Here is a 12,729-nt window from a genome sequence, read left to right as displayed (position 1 = left end):
GGAGCGTGAAGCCAATATTACTGCCCGCGCAGGGCCGCCCGCCACGTGTCGCGGATCGCCTGCGCGCCCCAGGCGTTGGGCTCGATGTGGCCGCACAGCCACAGCTCGCGGTCGGCCGGATGGGAGTCGGGGCGGGTGATGTCGCCGGCCTGCGCGCCGTGGCCGAGGAACGCCTCGTGCAGGTCGGCCACTACGGCGCCGTGCCGGCGGGCGGCCGCGCGGATCGCCGTGTTCATCGACTCCAGCAGGGCCAGGCCCTCGTCGATCTCGGGCAGCCCGGCCCAGGACAGGTCGCCGGTGCCGTCGGTCGGGTCGTACACGGTGCTGACCACGATCTTCGCGCCGGTCGCGGCCAGCGAGGTCAGGCAGGCGTCATAGTTGGCGGCGGTCGCCTCCACCGCGGCCGGGGCCTTGTCCGGCGATTCGACGATCGCGGTGAGCAGATCGTTGCCGCCCATGGTGATCGTGATCAGCGCGGGGCGGTCGCGGACCTGGCCCAGTTGGCGGTGCAGGACGTCCTCGCTCGTCGCGCCGTCGCGCGCGAGCAGCATGAGCTCGATGCCGAGGTCGTCGGCGAGCAGGGAGGCGGCGCCCAGGCCGGGGCCGCCCGCGTAGTTGTCGATCGACATCGAGTCGCCGAGCGCGTAGTACCGCGGGGCCATGGAATGGATCATCGCGGATCGGCCCGCGCCGATCCAGCGGCTTTGCCGACGGCGCCGGTACGCAAGCTATGGGCGGGAAAGTTTCAGGCGTCGATGATTTCGGGTTCCGCGTCGCGCTCGACCTCGCGGATCACGCCGGTCCGCCCGCAGGCCGCGTCGGCGATCGCGGTGCGCGTGGTGGCGGTCAGCGGCGCGGGCAGCGTGTCGGGGGAGTGCCACGCCAGCTTGCTGATCCGGCCGGGGGCGTTGAGGCTCGGACCGCCGCCGTCGAGCCGGCCGCGGAAGACGTGGACGAACAGGTCGGGGGTTGCGCTGCCGCAGCCGTCGCCGGTCAGCTGGTACATACCGATCAACTCGACGATCTCGGCCTCCAGGCCGGTCTCCTCGCGGATGTCCCGGATGGCGGCGTGCACGGGGCTCTCCTCCGCGCGGATCCGCCCACCCGGCAGGCCCCACAACCGGTGACCGCCGGCCTGCCGGCACAACAGAACGCGGCCGGCCGCGTCCTCGATGACCGCGGCGACCGCGGAGGTCACCTTGCTGCCGTTACTCAGCGTTGAGTAGCTCATGTTCAGACTCTAGGCCGACGTGCGGAGCGTCGCGAGACCTTCGCTGATGGTGATCTCTCAAGGGACGCCACCCGGCCCGGGCATCGCAGCGGGCCGAAACGACGGTAGCGTGTGCACCCGTGAATGCTGTCCTGTCTCCGCTGGCCGAGATCCCGAGCCCGACCCGTGGCGTCTGGGACCTCGGGCCGATCCCGCTGCGCGCCTACGCACTCTGCATCGTGCTGGGCATCGTCGCCGCCTGCTACATCGCCGACCGTCGGCTGCGGGCGCGCGGTGCGCCGCCCTGGGTCATTCTCGATGTGGCGATCTGGGCGGTGCCGTTCGGCATCGTCGGCGCGCGGCTCTACCACGTGATCACCTCCCCGGAGGCGTACTTCGGCGAGAACGGCTCCTTCATCAAGGCCTTCAAGATCTGGGAGGGCGGCCTCGGCATCTGGGGCGGCATCGCGGCCGGGGCGCTCGGGGCGTACATCGCCTGCCGCCGCCTCAACCTGCCCTTCGCGATGACCGCGGACGCGCTCGCCGTGGCGCTGCCCGTGGCCCAGGCGCTCGGGCGCTGGGGCAACTGGTTCAACAACGAGCTCTACGGCAAGCCGACGAGCCTGCCGTGGGGGCTCGAGGTGTACAACTGGGACAGCGAGCACGGCCGTGCACTGGAGGCCGGCGGGCAGCCGATCGTCCTGGGCGTCTTCCACCCCACCTTCCTCTACGAATCGCTGTGGTGCATCGGTGTCGCGGTCGCCGTGTGGCTGCTCGACCGCAGATACCGCTTCGGCCGTGGCCGCGCCTTCGCGCTCTACGTGATGCTCTACACGGTCGGCCGCTTCTGGGTCGAGCTGCTGCGCATCGACGACGCCCACCACGTGCTCGGCATGCGCCTGAACAACTGGACGTCGATCGTCGTCTTCGCCGCCGCGCTGGTGTACTTCCTGCGCGTGAAGGGCCCGCAGGAGTTCGTGACGTACGACGAGGACAACCGCATCTCGGTCGTCGGCGCCGAGCCCGCCGAGCCTGCCGAGACCGCCGCGGAGGGCGAGCCGAAGGAGCTGGAGGCCCCGGACCCGGAGAAGGAGCCGGACCCGAAGAAGGATCCCGAGCCGGAGAAGGAGCCCGAGCCGGCACGGGCGGCGCAAGCCGAGGAGACGAAGGAAACGCAGGGCTGATGCGGACCGCGGTCGTGGTCGGCGCCGGCGTCGGCGGGCTCGCCGCCGCCGGCGCGCTGGCCCGGGCGGGCTGGAAGGTCACCCTCCTCGAACGCGACGACCGGCTCCGGCCGGGCAGCGCCGCCCTGGTGCTGTGGCCCAACGGCGTGCGCGCGCTGCGAGCCCTCGGCCTGGCCGCCGGGCTCGACGGCATCTCCACGCCGGTGCCGCCCGCGGGCATCCGCCGGCCGGACGGCACCTGGCTCGTCCAGCCGGGCGTGGCCGAGCTCGAGTCGCCGCCGATTGTCGTGCACCGCGAGGACCTGCACGACGCGTTCATCGCCGGCCTCGGCGAGCAGGTCGACGTCCGTGGCGGCGTCGCCGTGCAGAGCGCTCGCGTGCATCGCGACCGGCCCGCGGTCGGCGACGGCCGGGTGACGTTCGAGGCCGACCTGGTCGTGGCCGCGGACGGCCCGGACAGCGCGATCCGGCGCCGGCTCGCCGCCGCGAGCACCTTCGCGAGCGCTGGGTTCGCCGCGTGGCGGGCGGTCATCCCGTGGTACCGCGCTCCGGAGCTCCCCGCCGGGCTCGACCCGCACGGCGAGACGCTCGGCTCCGGGCAGCGATTCGCGTACGCCTCGCTGGGGGAGCGCGGCTCCGCCGGCGGCTCGACCCGCGGCGGCATCTACTGGGTCGCCACCGTTCCGGGGGCACTGCGCCCGGAGCCGCCCGCCGGTCAGCTGACCCTGCTGCGGCGCTGGTTCTCCGGCTGGCACGCGCCGGTGGCCCAGCTGCTGGCCGCGACCGAGGCCGACGACCTGGTGCAGGAGCCGGTCGGGGAGATCACGCCGGTGCCGGAGACGTTCGGCGTGCCGGCCGGTGCGGGCGGCTACGCGCTCGTCGGGGACGCGGCCCACGCCATGCCGCACCACCTGGCCCAGGGCGCCTCGCTGGCGCTGGAGGACGTGGCGACCCTGCAGACGGTGCTTGCCGGCGGGGCGTTGGGGCCGGCGCTGCAGGAGTACAACCGCCTGCGCCGTCCCCGGATCCTGCGAGTGTTGCAGCAGTCGAAGAAGGCGGCGGCGGTCCTGCAGACCCGGGGCCGCCTCGCCGCCTCCATCGCCCGGGTCAACCCGCGCACCCTGGAGCGGGCGGCCGCCGCGGCGGCCGAATGGACCGGCCCTACGGCGTGAGCACGCCGTGCTCGACGCAGGCGGCCGACCAGCCGCCCGGCAGGACCTGGACCTTCATGCGGCGGCGGCAGCGGGAGCAGTATCGCGGGGGCTCCAGCGACCGCGCCGCCGCGCACGCGGTGTGGGGGCCGCCCGACAGCGGCTCCCCGCACCGGTCGCAGTAGGTGGGCTCGGCGTTCACAGCGTCGCCGACAGAGCCTTGACCGGCATGCTCAGCTCGTCGAGCAGCGCCAGGTCCTGCGCCGGCGAGCGCCCCAGCGTCGTGAGGTAGTTGCCCACGATCACGGCGTTGACCCCGCCGAGCAGCCCGTCGCGGGTGCCGAGGTCGCCGAGGGTGATCTCGCGGCCCCCGGCGTAGCGCAGCAGCGTGCGCGGCAGCGCGAGCCGGAACGCGGCGATCGCCCGCAGGGCGTCCTTCGGGTCGAGCACCGGCTGGTCGGCCAGCGGCGTGCCGGGGCGCGGGTTGAGGAAGTTCAGCGGCACCTCGTGCGGGTCCAGCTCCTGCAGCTGGATGGCGAACTCGGCGCGCTGCTCGACGCTCTCGCCGAGGCCCAGGATGCCGCCGCAGCAGACCTCCATGCCCGCCTCACGGACCATCCGAAGGGTGTCCCAGCGCTCCTGCCAGGTGTGGGTGCTCACGACCTGCGGGAAGTGGGAGCGCGCGGTTTCGAGATTGTGGTTGTACCGGTGGATGCCCAGCTCCGCCAGCCGGTCCACCTGCTCCTGGCTGAGCATGCCGAGCGAGGCGGCGATGTTGATGTCCACGGCCGCCCGGATCGCCGCGACCCCGTCGGCGAGCTGTGTCATCAGCCGCTCGTCCGGCCCGCGCACGGCGGCCACGATGCAGAACTCGGTCGCCCCGGTCGCCGCGGTCTGCTTCGCCGCCTCGACCAGCGAGGGGATGTCGAGCCACACCGCGCGCACCGGCGAGGCGAACAGGCCCGACTGCGAGCAGAAGTGGCAGTCCTCGGGGCAGCCGCCGGTCTTGAGCGACACGATGCCCTCGACCTCGACCTCCGGCCCGCACCAGCGCATGCGTACGTCGTGGGCGATCGCGAGGTATTCGGGAAGCTCCTCGTCGGAGCAGCGGAGCACGGCGAGCACGCCGTCGAGGTCGAGGCCCTCGCCGGTGTCCAGGACGGCCTTGGCAGCATCAAGCATGCTCGTACCTTACAAATCGTTAGGGTCCCCTGCTCAGCCCCGGGGAGGCCTCGGCTAGGTTGTGCATATCGCACAATCGGTATCGTAGATGTTCTACAACGATAGGGGGAGGCCCGGTGGAGTGGCTGTCCGCACTCGACGAGGAGGCCGCGGCCCGGCACGCCGCGGGCCTGCGCCGCGAGCTGCGGCCGCGCCCCGCGCCCGCCGCCGACCCCGTCACCGACCTGGCCGGCAACGACTACCTGGGCCTGTCACGCGACCCGCGCGTGCTGGCCGCCGCAGCGGAGGCGCTCGCGCAGTTCGGCCTCGGCGCCGGCGGCTCCCGCCTGGTCCGCGGCAGCACCGACCCGCACCGCGACCTGGAGGACGCGCTCGCGGCGCTGCTCGGCTTCCCCGGCGCCCTGGTGTACTCCTCCGGCTACCTCGCCAACCTCGGCGCCGTCCGCGCCCTGGCGCGCCCCGGCGGCCTCATCGTCAGCGACGCGCACAACCACGCGTCGCTCGTCGACGGCTGCCGCCTGGCGCGCACGGGGCGCGGCGCGGCCGAGACCGTGGTGTCCCCGCACGCCGATCCGGCGGGCGTACGCGCCGTGCTCGCCGCCAACCCGGGCCGCCCCGCCGTCGTGGTGACCGAGAGCATCTTCTCCGTCGACGGTGACCTGGCCCCGCTCGCGGAGCTGTACGAGGTCGCGCGGGCCCACGGCGCCCTGCTGCTCGTCGACGACGCCCACGCCCTGGGCGTGCTGGGCCCGTCGGGCGCGGGCGGCGTGGCCGCGGCCGGCCTGTCGGGCGCCCCCGGCGTCGTGGTGACCGCGACCCTGTCCAAGTCCCTGGGCGCCGCCGGCGGCGTGATCGCCGGCCCGCCCCAGCTGCGCCGCCAGCTCATCGACACCGGTCGCACCTTCATCTTCGACACCGCGCTGCCGCCCGCGGTCGCGGCCGGCGCCCTGGCCGCGCTGCGGTTGCTGGTCGGCGGCGCCGACCTGCGCGCCGAGCTGCGCGCCCGGGCCGTGCTCGCCGTCGACCGCCTCCGCGGCGAGGGCCTGGAGGTCGCAAGCCCCGCCGGCGGGGTCATCTCGGTCGCCGCCCCGAGCGCCGACGAGGCCGTCGCCTGGGCGGCCGCCTGCCGCGAGCGGGGCGTGGCGGTAGGGTGTTTCCGCCCACCGTCCACACCGGACGGACGCTCCCGCCTGCGCCTGACGATCAACGTCGGCGTGCCGGCCGACGCGTTCGACCGGGCCCTCGACGTCATCCTGAAGGAACGCCCGTGACCAGTGCGCTGGACGCGCTCTTCGGCGAGGAGATCCCGGGCCCGCTGAGCGGCCCGGTCGTGGTCACCGGCACCGACACCGGTGTGGGCAAGACCATCGCCACCGCCGCGATCGCCGCCGCCGCCATGGCCGCGGGCCGTAGCGTCGCCGTGGTGAAGCCGGCCCAGACCGGCACCGCCGAGGGCGACGAGCCCGACGCGGTCACGGTCGCCCGCCTCGCCGCGCCTGACACCACCCGTACCCTGGCGAGCTTCCCCGACCCCCTGGCGCCGCTGACCGCCGCCCGGGTGGCCGGCGAGGACGCCCTGACCGCGGTGATGGCCCAGCTGGCGATCCGGGCGGTCACCGAGGAGCACGACCTGACCCTGATCGAGGGCGCCGGCGGCCTGCTGGTCCCCCTGGGCGAGGGTGGCTGGACCGTGCTGGACCTGGCCGTGGCGATCGGCGCGACGGCGGTCGTGGTCGCGCGGGCGGGCCTGGGCACCCTCAACCACACCGCGCTGACCCTGCAGGCCCTGGCCCGCCGCGACGTGCCGGCCCTGGTGGTCCTCGGCGCCTGGCCCGCCGACCCGGAGCTCGTCCACCGCACCAACCTGCACGACCTGGCGGGCGACCTGGCCGGCGCCATCCCGGACGGCGCGGGCGCGATGACCCCGGAGGTCTTCCGCCGCGAGGCCCCGCACTGGCTGGACGCCCGCCTGCACGGCCGCTTCGACCCGGTGGCGTTCCGCTCCCACAGTCGCTGACGACCCGCGCCGGGAGTTCCGGAATATCCGCCGCTTCGCAACGGATATTCCGGATTTATCGGTTATGCCGGTTTCCGGCGCCTACGCCGGAGCGCGTGCTGGGCTCAGCGTGGCGCCGGCATCAGTACCGTGGCCGGCAGTGCCAGCCGGAACGAGTGCTCCTCCAGCCGCAGGTCGCCGCCGCACAGGTTCGCCACGGCGCGGGCGACCTGCAGGTCCGCGGTCGGGCGCGGCTCGTCGCTCGGCCGCCGCTGCGGCGCCGTCGTCAGCTCGCCCGCCGGCACCACCCGCGCCTCCAGCGACACCCCGGGCTCGCGGCGCAGCGTGATCTCGACGTGGGCCCGGGCCGGCGCCGCGATCGTGAGCCACAGGACGAGTTGCCCCACGAGGTGGCGGCAGATCATCTCGTCGACGGCGACGTGGGCGGCGTCGGGTACGTCCGCGTGCACGCTCACCGCGCCCGCCACCGCCACCCGCCGCGCCAGGTCCACCGCGTCGCGTACCACGCTGACGAGGTCCGTCGCGCCCTCGCGGCCGCTCGGCGGGCCGGTCGCGGCCAGGGGGAGGACCACGTTGTCGACGTACCGCTCCAGGCGCATGGCGTTGCGATCGATCGCGTCCAGGCAGGCCGCGCCGTCGCCGTGGGCGTCCGGCGTGAGGTCGTCGCGCAGCAGCCGGGTGTACGCCAGGATCGAGGTCAGCGGCGTGTGCAGCTCGTGCCGCATGCGGGCCGCGGGGTTATCACCGGTCGCGAACAAGGCAGGTCCTTCCCACTCACGGCGTCAAACCGGGCGCGCCGCCGCGAAGGTGCGCGTTTTCACTCGTTCGCGTTGACAGGCAGCTAAATGGCTGCCTAACATTGGCAACCGAAAGGCTGCATATTGGAGGCGTGCCGATGGGTGAGGCGGACGACGTGTTCCGGGCGCTGGCCGACGCCAGCCGGCGGGCGCTGCTCGACGGCCTCAACCGCGCCAACGGCCAGACCCTGCGCGAGCTGTGCGCGGGGCTGGACATGACCCGGCAGTCGGTCAGCAAGCACCTGGCGGTGCTGGAGGAGGCCGGGCTCGTGACCACGGTCCGCCGCGGCCGGGAGAAGCTGCACTACCTCAACGCCGCCCCGATCAGTGACATCGCCGAGCGCTGGATCAGCCGCTACGACCGGCGGCGGGTCGACGCGCTCGCCGACCTGAAGAAGGCCCTGGAGGGGACCCCGATGATCAAGCCCGAGTTCGTCTACACGACCTACATCCGCACCACGCCCGAGCAGCTGTGGCGGGGGATCACGGACCCGGCGTTCACCCGGCAGTACTGGGGGATCGAGTTCAACACCGACTGGCGCCCCGGCTCGACGATGACCTGGCAGCTGGTCAAGAGTGGCAGGCAGCTGGCGGACCCGGAGCAGGTGGTGCTCGAGGCGGAGCCCTACAAGCGCCTGTCCTACACCTGGCACACCTTGTCGCCCGAGTGGGCGAAGGCGTTCGACATCGACGAGGACTACCGGGCCAAGGCCGCGGCCGAGCCCCGCTCGAAGGTCACGTTCGCCATCGAGCCGCAGGGCGACCACGTGAAGCTCACCGTCGTACACGGCGGCTTCGAGCCGGACAGCGTGATCCTTCCAAGCCTGGGCGACGGCTGGCCGCACGTGATCGCGGGCCTGAAGACGCTGCTGGAGACCGGCGAGCCGATGACGACCGCCTGACCCGAAACCCGACGCGACGCCCGATAAGTCCGAACACTCCGTGTCCGGACTTATCGGATTTATGACCCGACAGGCGAAATATGGTGATCGTCGGTATCTGGGTCGCGGTTTCCCCTGGTCACCGGTTTTTGTCGTACCCCTGTTCTAGGTTCTTGTCATGGGCGAGGTGCTGACCGGGATCTCCGATTCGGAGTGGCGTGTTCGGTTGGATGCGATGCTGGCCGAGAGTCGTCGTCGTGTGGCCCACCGTCGCGCGGTTCGTGCCGAGTTCGCTGAGGCTCGCCGTCGTGGTTTGGAGGCGCGTCATGCCGAGCGGCTGGCCCGCTTGGACGCCGAGGCCCGCACTGCTGAGATCAGCGCTCATTGGGCTGAACAGGATGCCCGAGCCGCCCGCCGCCGTTCTCTGGCGACCCAGCCCAACCCGGACCGTCCGCCGACCCAGCCCAACTCCCGCCGTCTAGCCGCCCGGCCCGGCCCGGGCTGTCCGCCAGCCCAGCCCGCCTCCGGCGGTCCGGTGACTCAGCCCGATTCCCGCCGTCGGGCCGCCCGGCCCGACCCGGACTGTCCGTCGACCCGGCCCAATCCCCGCGGTTTGTCGACTCAAGCCGGCCCGGGCTGTCCGCCAGCCCAGCCCGCCTCCGGCGGTCCGGTGACTCAGCGCGAATCCCGCCTTCCGGGCCGCCCGGCCCAACCCGGGCTGTCCGCCCGTCCGGCCCGACTCTCGCCGTGCGGTGACTCAGCCCGACTCTCGACGTGCGTCGGCCCGGTCCAACCCGCGCTCCGATCCGTCCGCGCCCACCCCGCCCGGACCGTCTCGCCCGCATGACCTTGCCGCCCCGCCGGTGCAGCCCCCGCCGCCGACAGCTCGTACGCAGTCGCCGACGCCATCATCGCCGCCGACGTCCGTGCCATCGCCAGAGCCTTCGCCGGAACGTTCGTCAAGGCCTACGCCGTCGACGCATTCCCAGCCCGCACCGACAGCACCCCGCCCCCGACCAGTCCAATCACCGCACCCCCGACCGGTCCAGTCGTCGTGCTGTCGATCCGTAGCGCCGCCACCGCCGCACGGGCCAGATCGTTGCGACGACGCTGCGTTACCACCGCCGCAGCAGCGGGCGAGTCGTTCCGGCGACGCCGCGCCACCGCCCGCCGCCCCGGCCCCGGCATCCGCCACCGGTCGGCCCGCCGCCGCACTGGCGCAGCCCTTGCCGCCGCTGAGCCCCGCTGCGACCAGGCGGCGGCCGTGTGCTTCTTCCAGGCCGTGTCTACCTCGCCATCCGCGTACCCGATCTCGGCGGCCGTGGCCTTGGACCATCGGACGGCCTGGAGGCGGTCGCTGGACGTGCGGCTCTACGACATCGCCATGGCCGACGACGCCGGGTCGGTCGCGCCCCGTGTTCGCCGCCTCGGGTGGTAGGGGCCGAGCGGGAGTGGGAGCACGGTCGCCGCCGCCGTGGTCGTGGTGTCGTCACCGGGCGGGGTCGAGGCTCTGCTGTTGCCCTGGTTGCCGAGCCGGCCACCGGGCATCACCGGCCGATGAAAAGCCAGTTCATGCTGCGGGGCGTGAGCTGTCGCGACGCGGGCGGGCAAGCGCATGCAGGGCCTGTTTGCCGAGCTCCAAGTCGCCCGGCTGAGTTGATCGCGCTCGAAGTATTGAGCGACTTCGACAAGGGCGGGGTTCCATCGTCAATGGATCCCTTGAGAACACCGCCTATGGCAGCACTACCACGCTGGTGCCGGGGGTGATCTGCTCCAGGAGGACCTTCTGGGCCGCTGGGGGCATTCGTACGCAGCCGTTGGACTTGCGGTAGCCGAATTCGTTGCGGTACCAGGCGTGGATTCCGGTGTGCGCGTCTGACAGGCCGCTCGCCACGGCGTTCTTGTCGTCCGGCACCGCGCCCAGGGCCAGCACGTCCAGCCCCGCGTACACCTTGCTCGGCAGTGACGAGCGGCCGAGGACGAAGGTGCGGCCCAGCGGCGTCTGGGTCGCGGGCGCCCCAACGGTGACCGTCCAGGTCTGCTGCGGCACCCCGTCGCGCACCCATGTGAGGGTGAACGCGCCGCGCCGCACGACGATCTGGTCCCGCAGCGGGCGCGTGGTCCAGTTGCCCGGCGGCAGCCAGCCGATGCTGCGGTTCATCGACGGCAGCAGGACGGCGACCCAGCCGTCGCGGCGGGCGACGACCGGCATGACGAGGTCCACGCCGCTGATCTGCGGGGTCACGTACGCCCTGGCCTGCCCGCCCGGCGCGTCGTACACCGCGCTCTTGTCCCCGACCCGCAGCGCCTCGGCCAGCGGGGTGGTCGAGGCCTGGTCGGGGTCGGCCGGGAGCCCGGTCGCCGCCTGCGTGTACGTGATCGTGGTCAGGCCCTGCGCGGGCGGGGCGGCGCTCGGCGTGCTCGCCGCCGGGGCCGGGGACGAAGGGCCGAGCACGAGTGTGCTGGAGTCCGGCGCCGGCGACGTCGTGCCGGGGGTCGCCGGCGGGGAGTGCTTCGACGAGCAGCCGGCGAGCGGCGCGACCAGGGTGACCGCGAGCGCGGCGATGACGGCGGCGCGGCGGACGAGCATGAACAACACCGTAACCGGTGCCGGGTGCGTCCGCTGTCAGCCGGCCAGACCGGTCGCGGCCTCGGCGAGCCGGTCGAGGGCGGCCGGCAGGTCGGCGGAGGCGATCGCGCCGTACCCGATGACCAGCCCGGGCTCGGCGAGGCGCTCGGCGTAGAAGTGCTCCAGCGGGTCGACGGCGACGTCGGCGGCCCGCAGGCGGCGGACCAGTTCGGCGATGTCCAGCGGCGCGGTGCGGCGCAGGGCCACGTGCAGGCCGGCGCTTGACGGCACGGGCGCGAACCACGGGGCGAGCGGGCCGCGGGCGGCGCGCACGACGAGCTCGTGGCGGACCGCGTACACCCGCCCGACCGTGCGCAGGTGCCGCTGCAACAGCCCCTCGTCGATGAACGCGGCCAGGGCCGTCTGCGCGGCGGGCTCGCCGTGCCAGTCGGCGAGCCGGCGGGCCGCGCGCAGGGCCGGCCGCAGCGCCTCGGGCGCGACCAGGAAACCCAGGCGCAGCGACGGCAGCAGCGTCTTGGAGAACGAGCCGACGTAGATTACCCGGCCCGCCCGGTCGAGGCTCTGCAGCGGCTCCAGCGGCCGGTCGTAGTAGCGGAACTCGCTGTCGTAGTCGTCCTCGACGATCGCCGCGCGATGCTGTTGGGCCCAGGCCAGCAGTGCGGTCCGGCGTTCGAGGGACATCGCGGTGCCCAGCGGGTGCTGGTGGGACGGGGTGACGTACACCAGCCGCGCCGACGGCGGCAGCGCGCTCACCACGAGCCCGTCGTCGTCGACCGGAACCCCGATGACCCGGGCGCCGTGGCTCTGGAACAGCCGCCGGACCGGCCGGTATCCGGGCTCCTCGACGGCGACGACCGTCCCCGGCTCGATGAGCACCCGCCCGACCAGGTCGATCGCCTGCTGCGCCCCGGCCGTGACCAGCACGTCGTCGGCCGCGGCCCGCACCGAGCGAGATAGCCCAATATGTCGCGAAATAGCCGCGCGTAACGGTAAAAATCCGGACGGATCGCCGTAGTCGGCACTCGCCCGCACCGACCGGGCCAGCAACCGCCGCCAGGCCGCTAGCGGAAACAGGGAGGCATCGGGGTGCCCGATCCGAAGATCGAAGCGAGCCGGGGGCGAGGACGGCGGTTCCTCCAGCAGCAGCGAGAACCGCCGCGAGGGGCGCAGCGGACCGGCGGGAGCGCGGCGGGAGAGGGCCGGCTCGCCGCGGTAGGCGACGAATGTCCCGGCCCCGGCCCGCCCGCAGAGGAATCCGTCCCCGACGAGGCGGTCGTAGGCGGCGGCGACGGTGTTGCGCGCCACGGACAGGCCGCGGGCCAGCTCGCGGCTGGGCGGCACCCGCTCGCCGTGGCGCAGCCGCCCGTCGAGGATCGCGTCGCGCAGCTGCCGGTAGATCCGGTCGGTGCGGTCCCCGCGTCCGTCGAGGCTGATGTGCAGATCCACCGCGCTTGGCCCATTCGCATCGGAGCAGAATCGGCCCGTCAACCGGGCCAACCCCGACCCTAACGCCGGGATCGTGCTCACCGTCAAGCAGGGCGCCGCGCTCGGGTGCCTCTGATGCCGGCCGTGTCCGGCTCGTTCGTCGTGCTCTACGTGCTGGGCACGGCGGCGGCGGGCCGGCTGCTACCGGCCCGGTCGTGGGCCCGCCGGACCGCCGCGTTCGCGCTGGTGCCGACGCTCGGCCGGCTCGCCCTGACCGGGTGGTACGTGCTCT

Annotated in this window: 13 protein-coding genes; 5 read left to right on the top strand and 8 right to left on the bottom strand. The window is 73.6% G+C overall.

The genetic code is table 11. The features are described from left to right. Positions 1-17: 17 nt before the first annotated feature. Positions 18-662 carry an SGNH/GDSL hydrolase family protein gene (locus ACQPY0_RS48205; RefSeq protein ID WP_432976987.1) on the bottom strand — a complete coding sequence of 215 codons (645 nt, stop codon included), beginning with the start codon at positions 660-662 and terminating at the stop codon, positions 18-20. An 83-nt stretch (positions 663-745) separates the two neighbouring features. Continuing rightward, positions 746-1,231, bottom strand: coding sequence for an NUDIX hydrolase (locus ACQPY0_RS48200; RefSeq protein ID WP_432976984.1), 486 nt, complete (start codon positions 1,229-1,231; stop codon positions 746-748). 119 nt (positions 1,232-1,350) lie between these two features. On the opposite strand from ACQPY0_RS48200, the gene lgt reads away from it, so the two are divergent. Together lgt and ACQPY0_RS48190 are read left to right on the top strand one after the other, a co-directional pair. After that, positions 1,351-2,394, top strand: coding sequence for a prolipoprotein diacylglyceryl transferase (lgt, locus tag ACQPY0_RS48195; protein WP_432976981.1), 1,044 nt, complete (start codon positions 1,351-1,353; stop codon positions 2,392-2,394). Further along, entirely contained in the window at positions 2,394-3,566 is a 1,173-nt protein-coding gene (locus ACQPY0_RS48190; RefSeq protein ID WP_432976978.1) for an FAD-dependent oxidoreductase, read from the top strand. The genes lgt and ACQPY0_RS48190 overlap by 1 nt, the downstream gene beginning before the upstream one ends. On the opposite strand, the gene ACQPY0_RS48185 is transcribed toward ACQPY0_RS48190, so the two are convergent. Next, positions 3,556-3,747, bottom strand: a complete 192-nt coding sequence (locus tag ACQPY0_RS48185) for a hypothetical protein (RefSeq protein ID WP_432976975.1) — start codon at positions 3,745-3,747, stop codon at positions 3,556-3,558. The genes ACQPY0_RS48190 and ACQPY0_RS48185 overlap by 11 nt on opposite strands. Further along, complete coding sequence (gene bioB / locus ACQPY0_RS48180; RefSeq protein WP_432976972.1) at positions 3,744-4,727, bottom strand: biotin synthase BioB; 984 nt, start codon at positions 4,725-4,727, stop codon at positions 3,744-3,746. Before bioB ends, ACQPY0_RS48185 begins: the two co-directional genes overlap by 4 nt. Before the next feature lie 116 nt (positions 4,728-4,843). Here bioB and ACQPY0_RS48175 point away from each other — a divergent pair, with 116 nt between their 5' ends. Both ACQPY0_RS48175 and bioD read left to right on the top strand, forming a co-directional pair. Further along, a complete protein-coding gene (locus ACQPY0_RS48175) occupies positions 4,844-5,998 on the top strand; it encodes an 8-amino-7-oxononanoate synthase (RefSeq protein ID WP_432976969.1) in 1,155 nt (384 codons plus the stop codon). Next, positions 5,995-6,744 carry a dethiobiotin synthase gene (gene bioD, locus ACQPY0_RS48170; RefSeq protein WP_432976966.1) on the top strand — a complete coding sequence of 250 codons (750 nt, stop codon included), beginning with the start codon at positions 5,995-5,997 and terminating at the stop codon, positions 6,742-6,744. The genes ACQPY0_RS48175 and bioD overlap by 4 nt, the downstream gene beginning before the upstream one ends. Before the next feature lie 104 nt (positions 6,745-6,848). On the opposite strand, the gene ACQPY0_RS48165 is transcribed toward bioD, so the two are convergent. Then, a complete protein-coding gene (locus ACQPY0_RS48165; protein WP_432976963.1) occupies positions 6,849-7,502 on the bottom strand; it encodes a histidine kinase dimerization/phospho-acceptor domain-containing protein in 654 nt (217 codons plus the stop codon). A gap of 137 nt (positions 7,503-7,639) precedes the next feature. Between ACQPY0_RS48165 and ACQPY0_RS48160 the strand changes: the two genes are divergently transcribed. Next, a complete protein-coding gene (locus ACQPY0_RS48160; protein WP_432995695.1) occupies positions 7,640-8,443 on the top strand; it encodes an ArsR/SmtB family transcription factor in 804 nt (267 codons plus the stop codon). A 118-nt stretch (positions 8,444-8,561) separates the two neighbouring features. Here ACQPY0_RS48160 and ACQPY0_RS48155 read toward each other — a convergent pair whose 3' ends face one another. The 3 genes from ACQPY0_RS48155 to ACQPY0_RS48145 all read right to left on the bottom strand — a co-directional run bounded on the left by ACQPY0_RS48155 (position 8,562) and on the right by ACQPY0_RS48145 (position 12,458). After that, positions 8,562-8,807, bottom strand: coding sequence for a hypothetical protein (locus ACQPY0_RS48155; RefSeq protein WP_432976960.1), 246 nt, complete (start codon positions 8,805-8,807; stop codon positions 8,562-8,564). Between the two features lie 1,347 nt (positions 8,808-10,154). Next, positions 10,155-11,012 (bottom strand): L,D-transpeptidase, encoded by an 858-nt coding sequence (locus ACQPY0_RS48150; protein ID WP_432976957.1) that lies wholly within the window; start codon positions 11,010-11,012, stop codon positions 10,155-10,157. Positions 11,013-11,048: 36 nt separating this feature from the next. Next, on the bottom strand, positions 11,049-12,458 hold the full coding sequence (locus ACQPY0_RS48145) for a PLP-dependent aminotransferase family protein (RefSeq protein ID WP_432976954.1): 1,410 nt from the start codon (positions 12,456-12,458) through the stop codon (positions 11,049-11,051). Positions 12,459-12,729: the final 271 nt, after the last annotated feature.

The sequence above is a fragment of the Dactylosporangium sp. CA-233914 genome (genome assembly GCF_050942935.1).
GTDB lineage: Bacteria > Actinomycetota > Actinomycetes > Mycobacteriales > Micromonosporaceae > Dactylosporangium.
Note: the sequence above shows the minus strand (reverse complement) of the source record. Positions and strands in the feature narration are given on the sequence as shown.